At 53.3% G+C, this 12,822-nt stretch carries 12 protein-coding genes; 7 read left to right on the top strand and 5 right to left on the bottom strand.

The window, feature by feature from the left end:
* Nucleotides 1-150: 150 nt before the first annotated feature.
* From DA718_RS01195 to ghrB, 4 genes are all read left to right on the top strand, one after another.
* Entirely contained in the window at nucleotides 151-900 is a 750-nt protein-coding gene (locus tag DA718_RS01195; protein WP_112215981.1) for a sugar phosphate isomerase/epimerase family protein, read from the top strand.
* A 3-nt stretch (nucleotides 901-903) separates the two neighbouring features.
* Nucleotides 904-1,842 (top strand): sugar kinase, encoded by a 939-nt coding sequence (locus tag DA718_RS01190; RefSeq protein WP_112215980.1) that lies wholly within the window; start codon nucleotides 904-906, stop codon nucleotides 1,840-1,842.
* A 102-nt stretch (nucleotides 1,843-1,944) separates the two neighbouring features.
* Nucleotides 1,945-3,225, top strand: coding sequence for an MFS transporter (locus DA718_RS01185; RefSeq protein WP_112215979.1), 1,281 nt, complete (start codon nucleotides 1,945-1,947; stop codon nucleotides 3,223-3,225).
* Between the two features lie 24 nt (nucleotides 3,226-3,249).
* Nucleotides 3,250-4,221 carry a glyoxylate/hydroxypyruvate reductase GhrB gene (gene ghrB / locus DA718_RS01180; RefSeq protein WP_112215978.1) on the top strand — a complete coding sequence of 324 codons (972 nt, stop codon included), beginning with the start codon at nucleotides 3,250-3,252 and terminating at the stop codon, nucleotides 4,219-4,221.
* Between the two features lie 50 nt (nucleotides 4,222-4,271).
* On the opposite strand, the gene DA718_RS01175 is transcribed toward ghrB, so the two are convergent.
* The gene (locus DA718_RS01175; RefSeq protein WP_110276247.1) at nucleotides 4,272-4,982 is read right to left on the bottom strand and encodes a DUF3053 domain-containing protein; all 711 of its coding nucleotides are present in this window, start codon (nucleotides 4,980-4,982) and stop codon (nucleotides 4,272-4,274) included.
* A gap of 441 nt (nucleotides 4,983-5,423) precedes the next feature.
* Between DA718_RS01175 and DA718_RS01170 the strand changes: the two genes are divergently transcribed.
* The 3 genes from DA718_RS01170 (at nucleotide 5,424) to cspE (ending at nucleotide 7,784) form a co-directional block, all read left to right on the top strand.
* Nucleotides 5,424-6,782 (top strand): MFS transporter, encoded by a 1,359-nt coding sequence (locus DA718_RS01170; protein ID WP_112215977.1) that lies wholly within the window; start codon nucleotides 5,424-5,426, stop codon nucleotides 6,780-6,782.
* 238 nt (nucleotides 6,783-7,020) lie between these two features.
* Nucleotides 7,021-7,311, top strand: a complete 291-nt coding sequence (locus DA718_RS01165) for an HTH-type transcriptional regulator (RefSeq protein ID WP_112215976.1) — start codon at nucleotides 7,021-7,023, stop codon at nucleotides 7,309-7,311.
* A 260-nt stretch (nucleotides 7,312-7,571) separates the two neighbouring features.
* Nucleotides 7,572-7,784: a transcription antiterminator/RNA stability regulator CspE gene (gene cspE, locus DA718_RS01160; protein WP_110276250.1), complete on the top strand. Its 213-nt coding sequence runs from the start codon at nucleotides 7,572-7,574 to the stop codon at nucleotides 7,782-7,784.
* 50 nt (nucleotides 7,785-7,834) lie between these two features.
* Here cspE and yidD read toward each other — a convergent pair whose 3' ends face one another.
* The 4 genes from yidD to glyS all read right to left on the bottom strand — a co-directional run bounded on the left by yidD (nucleotide 7,835) and on the right by glyS (nucleotide 12,814).
* On the bottom strand, nucleotides 7,835-8,221 hold the full coding sequence (gene yidD, locus DA718_RS01155) for a membrane protein insertion efficiency factor YidD (RefSeq protein WP_112215975.1): 387 nt from the start codon (nucleotides 8,219-8,221) through the stop codon (nucleotides 7,835-7,837).
* A gap of 118 nt (nucleotides 8,222-8,339) precedes the next feature.
* Nucleotides 8,340-9,959, bottom strand: coding sequence for an ATP-binding cassette domain-containing protein (locus tag DA718_RS01150; protein WP_112215974.1), 1,620 nt, complete (start codon nucleotides 9,957-9,959; stop codon nucleotides 8,340-8,342).
* Between the two features lie 305 nt (nucleotides 9,960-10,264).
* Nucleotides 10,265-10,402: a type I toxin-antitoxin system toxin HokA gene (hokA, locus tag DA718_RS01145; protein ID WP_260611018.1), complete on the bottom strand. Its 138-nt coding sequence runs from the start codon at nucleotides 10,400-10,402 to the stop codon at nucleotides 10,265-10,267.
* Nucleotides 10,403-10,744: 342 nt separating this feature from the next.
* Nucleotides 10,745-12,814: a glycine--tRNA ligase subunit beta gene (gene glyS / locus DA718_RS01140; RefSeq protein ID WP_112215973.1), complete on the bottom strand. Its 2,070-nt coding sequence runs from the start codon at nucleotides 12,812-12,814 to the stop codon at nucleotides 10,745-10,747.
* Between the last annotated feature and the right edge of the window lie 8 nt (nucleotides 12,815-12,822).

The raw sequence follows: 12,822 nt of genomic DNA, 5'->3' as shown, positions 1-12,822 counted from the left end.
TACCCTAAATAATTCGAGTTGCAGGAAGGCGGCAAGTGAGCGAATCCCCAGGAGCTTACTCTGGTAAGTGACTGGGGTGAACGAACGCGGCCAACACACATGCAACTTGAAGTATGACGGGTATATTAGATAATCGCCGGGAGTGTTGGGATGGCCAGAAAAATTATTGTCGTAACCGCCGCGTACGGGAATGACCACGTTAAGGCGCTGGGTGGACAGTCCGCCGTACTGCCGTTTATCGCTGGTTCCGGTGCGGACGGCGTAGAAATTCGCCGCGAACTGTTTAGCGCTGATGAACTAAATCGCCTGCCACAACTGGCCGCTGACATTGAGCATCGCGGCCTGCTGGCCTGTTACTCCGCGCCAGAAGCCCTGTTTGCCGTTGACGGATCGCTCAACCCGCATCTCGCCGGATTTTTACAGGAGGCGCAAACTCTCAACGCGCTGTGGCTGAAGCTCTCATTGGGCCACTTTACCCGTCATGACGACCTCGAAACCCTGCGCGATATTCTGCAGGAGAGCGGAATGGCACTGGTGGTGGAAAACGATCAAACCGACTGCGGCCACCTGGCGCCGATGCAGCGCTTCAAAGCCGCCTGCCGGGTTAACCAACTGCCGATCACCCTGACCTTTGATATGGGCAACTGGCTGTGGGTCGGCGACTCGCCGGAAGAGGCCGCACGCCAGCTGGCTCCTGCCGTCAGCTATATTCACGTCAAGGCAGCCGAGCCGCATCGTTCGCATTTTCGCGCCGTACCGCCGGACGAAGCGTCCGACCGCTGGCTGGCGCTGCTCGACAAGCTGCCCGCCGATGCCCCACGCGGGATCGAATTTCCGCTGACTGGCCATGACCTGACGGCCGTGACCCGCCGCTACGTCAACCTGCTACGTGAGGATTAAATTATGCAGAAAGCGTTAGATGTCATCACCATAGGCGAAGCCATGGCGATGTTTGTCGCTACCGAAACCGGTGAACTGGCTGATGTCGAACATTTTATGAAACGCGTGGCGGGTGCGGAGCTGAACGTCGCCACCGGCCTGGCCCGCCTGGGCTTAAGCGTCGGCTGGGTGAGCCGCGTCGGCGAGGATAGCTTTGGCCGTTTCGTTCTCAATACGCTGGCGAAAGAGGGTATCGACGCATGCGGCGTAAGCAAAGATGGCCGCTACGCTACCGGTTTTCAGCTGAAATCTAAAGTCGAAAATGGAACCGATCCCATTGTGGAATATTTCCGCAAAGGTTCCGCCGCCAGCCATCTTTCGCCGGATGATTTTAACGAAGCGTATTTCGCCAGCGCTCGTCACCTGCATTTAAGCGGCGTGGCAGCCGCGCTGTCGGAAAGCTCGTACGCCCTGCTGGATCACGCGGCCCGTACCATGAAGGCTCAGGGAAAAACTCTCTCATTCGACCCCAATCTGCGTCCGACGCTGTGGAAAAGCGAAGCCGAGATGGTGGAAAAACTGAACCAGCTTGCTTTTCAGGCCGACTGGGTTCTGCCCGGCTTAAAAGAAGGGATGATTCTGACCGGTCAGCAGACACCGGAAGCCATCGCGGACTTCTATCTCACCCGCGGCGTGCGCACGGTGGTAATTAAGACCGGTTCTGATGGTGCCTGGTATAAAACTGCCGATGGCGAACAAGGAGCCGTAGCGGCGATAAAAGTAGATAACGTCGTCGATACCGTCGGCGCGGGCGATGGTTTTGCCGTCGGGGTCATTAGCGCCCTGCTGGAAGGCCATCCACTGCGCCAGGCGGTACAACGCGGTAATAAAATTGGTTCGCTAGCCATCCAGGTCCAAGGGGATAGCGAAGGATTACCCACCCGCAAAGCGCTGGGCGAATAATCCGGTTCAGCACAATGTCATAGCCGTCCTGTACCCTACATACAGCGCGGCGTAACGCACCTTATCGATGATGAATGTCACCTCACTAACAGAGGCAAGCCTATGAAAAGCTCGACGAATGCAACAAAACGCTGGTGGTACATCATGCCTATCGTGTTTATCACGTATAGCCTGGCGTACCTCGACCGCGCCAACTTTAGCTTCGCTTCGGCGGCGGGAATTACTGAAGATCTGGGCATTACCAAGGGGGTTTCTTCCCTGCTGGGGGCGCTGTTCTTCCTTGGCTACTTCTTCTTCCAGATCCCCGGCGCCATTTATGCGGAACGCCGCAGCGTGCGCAAACTGATTTTTATCTGCCTGATTCTGTGGGGCGGCTGTGCCTCGCTGACCGGGATGGTGCACAACATTCCCGCGCTGGCGGCGATCCGCTTTATTCTTGGCGTCGTTGAGGCGGCGGTGATGCCGGCGATGCTAATTTACATCAGCAACTGGTTTACTAAATCTGAACGTTCGCGGGCCAATACCTTCCTGATCCTCGGCAATCCGGTCACGGTACTGTGGATGTCGGTGGTTTCCGGCTATCTGATTCAGGCCTTAGGCTGGCGTGAAATGTTTATCATCGAAGGTGTCCCGGCGATCCTTTGGGCTTTCTGCTGGTGGGTGCTGGTGAAGGATAAACCATCCCAGGTGAACTGGCTGGCCGAAAGCGAGAAAGCCGCGCTACAAGAGCAACTGGAACGCGAACAGCAGGGTATTAAAGCCGTACGGAACTACAAAGAAGCCTTCCGCTCACGCAACGTTGTTCTGCTGTGCATGCAGTACTTTGCCTGGAGCATCGGGGTTTACGGCTTCGTTCTGTGGCTGCCGTCGATTATCCGCAGCGGCGGCGAAAATATGGGTATGGTCGAGGTTGGCTGGCTCTCATCCGTTCCTTACCTGGCAGCGACTATCGCGATGATCGTTGTCTCGTGGGCATCCGATAAAATGCAGAACCGTAAGCTGTTCGTCTGGCCGCTGTTGCTGATTGCCGCCTTTGCTTTTATGGGGTCCTGGGCCGTTGGCAGCGATCATTTCTGGGTGTCTTATATTCTGCTGGTTATTGCCGGTGCGGCGATGTATGCCCCGTACGGGCCTTTCTTCGCCATCATCCCTGAGATGCTGCCGCGCAACGTTGCTGGCGGCGCGATGGCGCTGATCAACAGCATGGGGGCGCTCGGTTCCTTCTTCGGTTCATGGTTTGTGGGCTATCTTAACGGCACCACCGGCAGCCCGTCAGCATCGTACATTTTTATGGGAGTGGCGCTTTTCGCCTCGGTATGGCTTACTCTGATTGTTAAGCCTGCTAACAATCAAAAACTTCCGCTTGGCGCACGTCACGCCTGAACCCTTAACACAACGGAGATCCGCATGAAGCCGTCAGTTATTCTCTACAAAACGCTTCCCGACGACCTGCAACAGCGTCTGGAACAACACTTTACCGTCACTCAGGTCAAAAACCTGAGTCCGGAGACCGTTTCGCAGCACGCCTCGGCGTTCGCTGAAGCGGTAGGTCTGCTGGGTTCCAGCGAAAAAGTCGATACCGCGTTACTGGAGAAAATGCCGAAGCTTCGTGCGACCTCAACCATCTCCGTCGGCTACGACAACTTCGACGTCGATGCGCTGAATGCCCATAAGGTGCTGTTGATGCACACCCCGACCGTGCTGACCGAAACCGTCGCCGATACCGTAATGGCGCTGGTGTTAAGCACCGCACGTCGGGTGGTTGAAGTTGCCAACCGCGTGAAGGCTGGAGAGTGGACCAAAAGCATCGGTCCGGACTGGTTTGGCAACGATGTGCATCACAAAACCCTCGGGATCGTCGGCATGGGTCGTATCGGGATGGCGCTCGCCCAACGTGCGCATGCGGGCTTCGGCATGCCGATTCTCTATAACGCTCGCCGCCAGCACCCGCAGGCGGAAGAGCGCTTCAACGCCCGCTATTGCGATCTCGACACCCTGTTACAGGAAGCGGATTTTGTCTGCCTGATCCTGCCGTTGACCGAAGAAACCCATCACCTGTTTGGTAAAGAACAGTTTGCCAAAATGAAATCTTCCGCCATCTTTATCAACGCCGGACGCGGTCCGGTGGTTGACGAGAAAGCGCTGATTACCGCCCTGCAGGAAGGTGAAATTTATGCCGCCGGGCTGGATGTGTTTGAACAAGAGCCGCTGGCGAAAGATTCCCCACTATTAAGCCTGCCAAACGTCGTCGCGGTGCCGCATATTGGCTCAGCAACGCATGAGACTCGCTATAACATGGCGGCCTGCGCAGTGGATAATCTGATTGATGCCCTGAACGGCAAAGTCGAGAAGAACTGCGTGAATCCGCAGGTGAAGTGAGAAAAGAAAACCCGGGCCAGGGTCAAGCCGTGCCCGGGTTGTCAGAACCGTTAACGGGTTGCGTTAACTGCCGCAGTCCATGCCTGGTTAAAGGCCTGGTGCTGAGCGGCCAGCGGCCCAATCAGCGTATTATACTGACTGGCCTGCTGTGAAGTCGGGAACTGAATACCGTTCGCCACGAAGCTCACCTGTGCTTCCTGCTGAGCAACAAAATCGCCCACCTGCACCAGCTGCTGGGTAAATACCTGCGCGGCTGGAATTAGCGGCTGTAGCGCATTCGCCGGTGCGGTCACCACTTTGTTATAAACCTGGTCAAAGACCGGCTTGAGATCGTCACCCTGTTTCAACGCGCCATGGGCAGCGTCCGCCTGCATTTTTGCGTTTTCCAGCTGTTGGCTTAATACACCTAAAGCGCCGTTTGCCTGACGTAGCGGTTCACGCTGAGTCATATAATCCTGCGGGACACGAATCGCATTTACGCTATCAACCACCGGACGCAGACCGGCATCCATCGCCTGGCTCACTTGCTGTGAATAGCCATAAATCACCGCATAATCGGAGACGAAAGGCCCGAACTGTTTTTTCTGATCGGCGGTCAGCGTTGGCAGACGTTCGCCGCTACGCATTGCCGTATTTTGCAGGAAGTCGATGAACGCTTTGCGCTGATCGCCTTCTTTATCAAAACATCCACTCAGGCTAACCACCATTAACAGGGCTGCAATAGCCGCAAACCAGCGAGAGCAGGACTTTCCTGTCGCCATTTTTTTACTCCTTTCAGCCAAAAAAAGCGCAAACAGACACACACGTGCCAGACGCTGACAAGGATAGTCCAGGTCGGCCTTGCAGGATACCTTTTCCTGACAATCTTCCTCCTTAAAATGCCGATTATCGCTGTTTTAGCGCGCAATAATATCGTCTGTTAAGTGCATCACAATTACCGCCATCCCTGGCCCAGGCTAAGATCGAATTAACAAACTGATTTTATTTAAATTTATTGCGTATCTTTGCTTTTATATCAGCAAAGCGGACGATAATCGCACGCTTCCCAACTAGCCTGCATTGCCTGAAATGCCGTTCGATGATTTTATTAAATGAGCGATTAACGACATTTCGTTCGATAATCGCACAAACAACATCAACGCCCGCGAGGGAGATAATAATAATCTATTGCTGTCCCCCGCTCTGCCTGCCAGGAATGCCGCATGAAGAAAACAACCATCGATATTCAGGCTTTTATCAATGAACATCCCTTCACGAAATACCAGTGGATGATTCTGGCCTTATGTTTTATCACCGTCGCTATGGACGGGTTCGATACCGCGATAATCGGCTTTATTGCCTCCGACCTTGTACAGGAATGGGGGGTCGAAAAGTCAGCGTTAGGCCCGGTGATGAGCGCCGCATTAGTGGGGCTTGCCGTCGGCGCGCTGACAGCCGGACCGCTAGCCGACCGCGTTGGGCGTAAGAAAGTGCTGATTATGTCAATCGTGGTTTTCGGTAGTTTCAGTCTGCTAACCGCCTTTGCTACCAGCCTCAATCAATTGACGCTACTGCGTTTTCTGACCGGTCTTGGTCTGGGTGCCGCCATGCCAAACGCCGCGACGCTGATGAGCGAATATGCCCCCGAGCGCCGTCGGGCGCTGATGGTTAACCTGATGTTTGTCGGCTTTCCGATGGGCTCATCGCTGGGAGGTTTCCTCTCCGCCTGGATGATCCCTCACTACGGCTGGCAAAGCGTGCTGGTGCTTGGTGGCGTGATGCCGCTGCTGTTAGCGGTAGTGCTGATGTTTCTCTTACCCGAATCAGCGCGATATATGGTGGTCAAGCAGCAACCTGCTCAGCGTATCGCCGCTATCCTGCGCCGTATTGCCCCCATCCCCGAACAGGCCGAGTTTGAACTACACGAAGCGGGCCAGGTAAAAGAGAAATCGGCCATTGGAGTGATTTTCTCACCACGCTATGCCGTGGGGACCGTAATGCTCTGCCTGACCTACTTCATGGGCCTGCTGATTTTCTATTTACTGACCAGTTGGCTGCCGCTGTTAATTCGCGAAACCGGCGCAACCATGAGCCAGGCCTCGATTATTACCGCGTTGTTCCCGCTGGGTGGCGGCATTGGCGTGCTCATCCTCGGCGCATTGATGGATAAGATCAACCCGAACAAGGTCGTCGCCGTAGGTTGGCTGCTGACCGGAGTATTCGTTTGTCTGGTCGGTTTCTCAACCAGCAGCCTGCTGTTGATGGGTGTGATGGTGTTTATCGCGGGTAGTATTATGAACGGCGCACAATCGTCGATGCCTGCGTTAGCTGCTGGATTCTATCCAACACAAGGCCGCGCGACTGGCGTTGCCTGGATGCTGGGCATTGGGCGCTTTGGCGGCATTCTTGGCGCATTTAGCGGCGTATTCCTAATGGAAGCTCAGCTATCATTCGAGACTATTTTTACTCTATTGGCCATCCCGGCGTTCTTGTCCGCCATCGCACTGTTGGCGAAATACAAACTGAGCCAACGACAATCCACGGCCCCACAGAGTGAAGTCGATAAGCTGCAAAAGGCGTAATCCATAAGGCCAGCGGGAACGCGCTGGCCTTTTCTGCTTTTCTTCTTAATTGTTTACAATAATTTTCTAAACAGGCTGGCGCCATTATTAATCATCATCTTACCCAGACCATGACCCATCAGAAGAAACCGCGTCGGCAAATAATCACCTACGTGATCATTCTTAGATCTTTTTTGCGACTATTCTTAAGAGGCTCTACAAATTTCAACCTCCGCTGTATGAAAGAGAGGAGCTCTCAATGGAATATAAAGATCCTGTATTTGAATTAATGAGCAACCTGGAACAGATTATTTTTAAAGATCAAGCACAGGCGGCAACCCTGACGCGCAAGTCCGCCACATTCAGCGAATTTGAACAGCTACGCAAAGGTACCGGGCTCAAGATAGATGATTTCGCTAATGCCATGGGCGTCAGCATAGCAATGGTACAAGAGTGGGAATCGAGACGCCTGAAACCCTCTTCCACCGAGATGAAATTAATGCGCCTTATTCAGGCGAACCCACAGCTTTCAAGACAGATCATCGACTAACAATTTAGGCTATACTTCGTTCAGGCTGACGGTCCTGTTAAGGACCGTTTTTAAGCCAGTGAAAAAAAAGTTTGCTATCACGGCGCGAAAATGCGTTAATGCTCGCAGGTTTGATTTAAAGACCACAGAGTATTCGAATAGAGCAGTCCTTCAAAGGTTATCGTTGATACCCCGGTAGTGAACTTTCCCTTTATCGCTTCAAATCTGTAGTCCAGACCGTAACGCCGAAAGGCTCATTTATTTTTTAAAGGTAATTCGCTATGTCCGGTAAAATGACTGGTATCGTAAAATGGTTCAACGCTGACAAAGGTTTCGGCTTCATCACTCCTGACGATGGTTCTAAAGACGTGTTCGTACACTTCTCTGCTATCCAGAACGAAGGCTACAAATCTCTGGATGAAGGTCAGAAAGTTTCCTTCACCATCGAAAGCGGCGCTAAAGGCCCGGCAGCTGGTAACGTAAACAGCCTGTAAGCTTAAAAAGCTCAAAATTTCAAGTCCCTGCCAAACGGCGGGGATTTTTTTTATCTGCGATAACCTTTAAAACGCAGGGAAGAGCAGTCACAGGGACACTCCAAATCTGGCAGAGGGATTTTCGGTAATGAATCCGGCAGATAAGTGCAACACTGGCCATCACAGCCCGAAAGGCCACAATCATCACACTCCTTTTTACGTTTCGGATCGTCTTTAGGCTTTTGTTTTTGCAAATTTTCAGCCGCAAGCCGACAGTCACTGAAACGCTGACGAATCTCTCCCCAACCGCCAATCACACCTTTCTGTTGGATAATCTCTTTGACCGCCCCCGAGCATCCTTGCGTATGATGCAGAACGCCATAAGCACAGCGATATCCTTTACGGGGAGAGATAACACGCTGATAGAAAACGATGAATTTCAAAATCAGGTTATTCATATAGGCCTTTTATGCCGGATGCGACATGAACGGCAATAATAACCACCATTTCTATAAGACTAATATAAATGGATTCTCAAAAAATAATTTGCTCAATCGAGAATCCATCTATCTCTATTCAATACATGCCAGCAAACCAGCCGCTTTCCCGCCACTCAAGAAAGTGGGTCAGATTCAGCGCCTGTAGAAAAGCTTCATCATGCGACACAATCAACATCGCGCCGGGAAACTGTTCTAGCGCTTTTTCAATCGCCTGAGTGGACGCCAGGTCGAGATGATTCGTGGGTTCATCAAGTAGCAGTAGTTGCGTAGCTTTTCGCCGCCAGAGCATACAAGCCAGTGCCGCCTTCAGCCGCTCTCCTCCGCTTAAGGCCGATAATGGTAGATGGACTTTTTCCGCCCCCAGCTGTAAATGCGCCAATTGGCTGCGTAGTGCCCCTTCTTCTAATGGCGTATCGCCGAGATTCAGATGCATCATCACCGATAGCGACAAATCTAACTGGCTCAGGTGCTGATCTAAATACGCTGCGTGAACCGATAAGCGACTGACTCCTGACTGAGCAGGTTCCAGCCCCAGCAGCGTTTTAAGCAGCGTCGTCTTACCGCAACCATTGGGGCCACGCAGCGCCACCCGCATCGGCCCATCAAGCCGCCAGCTCAGCGGCAGCATATGCGCATGCGCCAACTGCAACGCTTCCAGCTCCAGCACCTGTTTTCCCGCAGCAACCTGGCTACCGGGCAAAGTAAACATCACCGAACTGTCCTCCTCTACCCGCTCACGCGCCTGTACTACCGCATTGTTGAGCACGTTATTTTGTTCACGATGCTGGCGCTTAAGGGTGCCGGGGCGCTCTTTCGCCGCCCCTTTGTAAGCCACCCGTTCGAATGAGGCGATATTTAGCGTGTCGATAGTCCGTAACGTCTGCGCAGAACGCCGCTGGCAGGCATCATGCTCTTTTTGCATACGTGCGCGGGTACGTCTTCGCTCAGTAGCGGCATATTCCAGCGCGGCACGAGCCGCCTGTTGTTCCAGCTCACGCTGCTGCTGATAATCCGCGTAGTTTCCGCCATAGCAGCGCAGAGCCGCAGGCGTCAGCTCAAGGATGCGCGGCATTCTGGCCAACAATTCCCGGTCATGGCTGGCAATCAGTGCCCCGCCACGCCAGCGTTCAAGCTGCTGATACAGCCACTCGCGGCCCTGTCGGTCCAGATGGTTGGTGGGTTCATCAAGCAGCAAATAGTCCGCACCACTGAGAAATGCTCTGCATAACAGCGCTTTCACGCGCTCACCACCGCTCAGCGAAGAGGCCGATCGTTTAGGGGAGAATTTACCTAAACCAGCATCCATAAATCCTGCACTCAGGCGATCCGGAAGATCCCAAAAACCATCAAGATGTTCAAGATCGTCAGCACGTCCTTCACCTCGATTCAGGCGAGCCAGCGCGGTGAAAACGGATTCAAGGCCTAATAACTCAGCCAGCGTAGTATTTGGGCTCATCGCATGCTGCTGCGACACGTAGCTAACTGAAGCAATACGCTCGATACTTCCGCCAGACGGTGAGTCAACCCCCGCCAGCAAACGCAGAAGCCTGGTTTTTCCGACGCCATTGCGCCCAACCAGGCCACAGAGGGAGCCTTCGAGCGATAAATTCAGCGGACCAAAAAGCGTATCTCCTGTCGCAAACTGACAGGTGACCTGATGCAAGATAAAACAAGGGGACTGGGCACAATGAGCCATAAGCACTCCTGAATGAAATTAATACCTCCCCTGCCCGCAAATAGCGCTAAGCAAGGAGCGAAATTCATCAGTCGTGTTTGTTCATTTGTTGCGTGCTCTCCAGTAAGACGAGGGATTCGTCGGGACATAGGATAGCCACATCGCGGCAGGGATTTCAAGCCTGTTTTTTCAACAGGTAGACAGACAGGGGGAAAAAGGCCTCCTGATATCAGGAGGCAAAACATTTATTTGATGAAAAATGAAAGGGTGCATTGAGAATACTTAACACCAAAAGAATGGTGGGGATAACTCCCCACCAGACACTCTTACTGTTTAATTTCACAGGCTAAGAATGCCACCAGCTCAATATTTCCCTGTCTAAGCTGTAATTCACATAGTGAGTCACGTACCATCCAGGTAAATAATAAAACAGTGAAGCAAATCACTATTAAGCCAAACAACAGATACTTTTACGGCATTCCTCGCCTCCAGTGTTGATTTTCAACAGGTAAGAGGCTACTCTTATGGTGTTGATGCATAGGGGAGCCTCACTTTGATTACCATCAGGTGGGGCTTTTCTCTGTCTGTCTCCTGCAGAATACCTGAGACAAACAGTCTCAAGCACCCGCAAGTATTCTACCGTAAATATCCAACAAGACGGCGTTGATATATTCCTAAAAAATTCTCTACTGCTGAATGAAATTAACAAAAGCATTAATTAGAGAATTATTAACGGTTCACTTATTTATATTTCAGACATAAAAAAAACCTGCCCAGAGGCAGGTCTTTTATTATTAACGATACGCTTACTGCAGCAGAGAAATATCCGCTACCTGCAGGAACAGATCGCGCAGCTTAGACAGCAGCGTCAGGCGGTTTACGCGCACGTTCTGATCTTCAGCGTTAACCATAACGTTCTCGAAGAATTCATCTACCGGTTCACGCAGAGAGGCCAGCTCAATCAGAGCTTCCTGATAACGGCCCTCGGCGAAGTACGGTTGCAGTTTATCGCGCAGCACGACTAAATGGCCTGCCAGCTTAATTTCTGCCGCGTCTTTCAGTACGGAAGCATGAACGATATCGTTCAGCGTTACGTCTGATTTCGCCAGAATGTTGGAGACTCGCTTGTTCGCTGCCGCCAGCGCAGCAGACTCTTCGAGGGTACGGAAGTGCGAAACCGCCTTCATACGCGCATCAAAGTCTGCCGGACGGGTCGGACGGCGCGCCAGCACTGCCTGAATGGTGTCGACCGTGTAACCTTCGTCCTGATACCAGGCGCGGAAACGGCCCAGCATAAAGTCGATGACGTCATCCACCACGTTCGCGTTGGTCAACTTGTCACCGTACAGACGCACCGCTTCTTCAGTCAGCGTTTGCAGATCCAGATTCAGGTTCTTCTCGACGATAATACGCAGCACGCCCAGAGCGGCACGACGCAGCGCAAACGGGTCTTTATCGCCTTTCGGATGCTGACCGATACCAAAGATACCCGCCAGGGTGTCCATCTTATCAGCAATCGCGACCGCACAGGCAACCGGGTTGGACGGCAGGTCATCACCGGCAAAGCGCGGCTGATACTGCTCGTTCAGCGCGACAGCCACATCTTCCGCTTCGCCGTCATGACGCGCGTAGTGCATGCCCATCACGCCCTGGGTGTCGGTGAACTCGAAGACCATATTGGTCATCAGGTCGCACTTAGACAACAGGCCCGCGCGGGTAGCGTGGTTCACATCAGCGCCAATCTGCTCGGCGATCCAGCCCGCCAGCGCCTGAATACGGTCGGTCTTGTCGCGCAGCGTGCCCAGTTGTTGCTGGAACAGCACGGTTTGCAGACGCGGCAGATGGTCTTCCAGGCGTTTTTTACGGTCTGTATTAAAGAAGAATTCGGCATCCGCCAGACGTGGGCGCACAACCTTCTCGTTACCGGAAATAATCTGAATCGGATCTTTCGACTCGATATTCGCCACGAAGATGAAGTTCGGCAGCAGTTTGCCGTCGTTCGCGTAAACCGGGAAGTACTTCTGGTCGCCCTTCATGGTGTAAACCAGCGCTTCAGCCGGTACCGCAAGGAATTTCTCTTCGAACTTCGCCGTCAGTACCACCGGCCATTCCACCAGTGAGGTAACTTCTTCCAGCAGGCTTTCGCTCAGGTCGGCATTACCGCCAATCTTGCGCGCCGCTTCTTCCGCGTCAGCTTTGATTTTGGCTTTACGTTGTTCGTAATCGGCAATGACTTTACCGCGCTCCAGCAGGATCTGTGGGTACTGATCGGCATTGTCGATGGTGAACTCCGGCTCGCCCATAAAGCGGTGACCGCGAATGATACGATCGGACTGCACTCCCAGGATGGTTGCCGGAATGACTTTGTCACCCAGTAGCAGAGTCACGGTGTGAACCGGACGCACGAAGTGTACGTCAGACGCGCCCCAGCGCATCAGCTTAGGAATTGGCAGTTTTGCCAGCGAGGCGGCAATCATGTTCGGCAGCAGCGCTTCGGTGCTTTCGCCCTTCACGTGCGCGCGATACAGCAGCCATTCGCCTTTATCGGTCAACAGACGTTCAGCCTGATCGACGGTGATACCGCAGCCGCGCGCCCAACCTTCGGCTGCCTTGCTTGGTTTACCTTCCGCGTCGAACGCCTGGGCAATCGCCGGGCCGCGTTTTTCGACTTCGCGATCTGCTTGCGCAGCCGCCAGATTCGCCACTTTCAGCGCCAGACGGCGCGGGGCAGCAAACCATTCAACTTTACCGTGCGCGAGGCCAGCGTTATCCAGCTCTGCGGTCACGTTCGCAGCAAAGGATTCAGCCAGGCTGCGCAGTGCTTTTGGTGGCAGCTCTTCAGTGCCGATTTCCACCAGGAAAGTTTTTTCAGACATGGCCGCCT

This window comes from Klebsiella huaxiensis (assembly GCF_003261575.2).
Classification (GTDB): domain Bacteria; phylum Pseudomonadota; class Gammaproteobacteria; order Enterobacterales; family Enterobacteriaceae; genus Klebsiella; species Klebsiella huaxiensis.
This window is presented reverse-complemented; position numbering and strand designations above follow the sequence as displayed.

Coding starts and splice junctions, on each gene's coding strand:
- DA718_RS01150 (WP_112215974.1), bottom strand. CDS start 9,959: ATGGCTCATTGTGCCCAGTCCCCTTGTTTTATCTTGCATCAGGTCACC.
- DA718_RS01190 (WP_112215980.1), top strand. CDS start 904: ATGCAGAAAGCGTTAGATGTCATCACCATAGGCGAAGCCATGGCGATG.
- yidD (WP_112215975.1), bottom strand. CDS start 8,221: ATGAATAACCTGATTTTGAAATTCATCGTTTTCTATCAGCGTGTTATC.
- DA718_RS01185 (WP_112215979.1), top strand. CDS start 1,945: ATGAAAAGCTCGACGAATGCAACAAAACGCTGGTGGTACATCATGCCT.
- DA718_RS01195 (WP_112215981.1), top strand. CDS start 151: ATGGCCAGAAAAATTATTGTCGTAACCGCCGCGTACGGGAATGACCAC.
- DA718_RS01165 (WP_112215976.1), top strand. CDS start 7,021: ATGGAATATAAAGATCCTGTATTTGAATTAATGAGCAACCTGGAACAG.
- ghrB (WP_112215978.1), top strand. CDS start 3,250: ATGAAGCCGTCAGTTATTCTCTACAAAACGCTTCCCGACGACCTGCAA.
- cspE (WP_110276250.1), top strand. CDS start 7,572: ATGTCCGGTAAAATGACTGGTATCGTAAAATGGTTCAACGCTGACAAA.
- glyS (WP_112215973.1), bottom strand. CDS start 12,814: ATGTCTGAAAAAACTTTCCTGGTGGAAATCGGCACTGAAGAGCTGCCA.
- DA718_RS01170 (WP_112215977.1), top strand. CDS start 5,424: ATGAAGAAAACAACCATCGATATTCAGGCTTTTATCAATGAACATCCC.
- DA718_RS01175 (WP_110276247.1), bottom strand. CDS start 4,982: ATGGCGACAGGAAAGTCCTGCTCTCGCTGGTTTGCGGCTATTGCAGCC.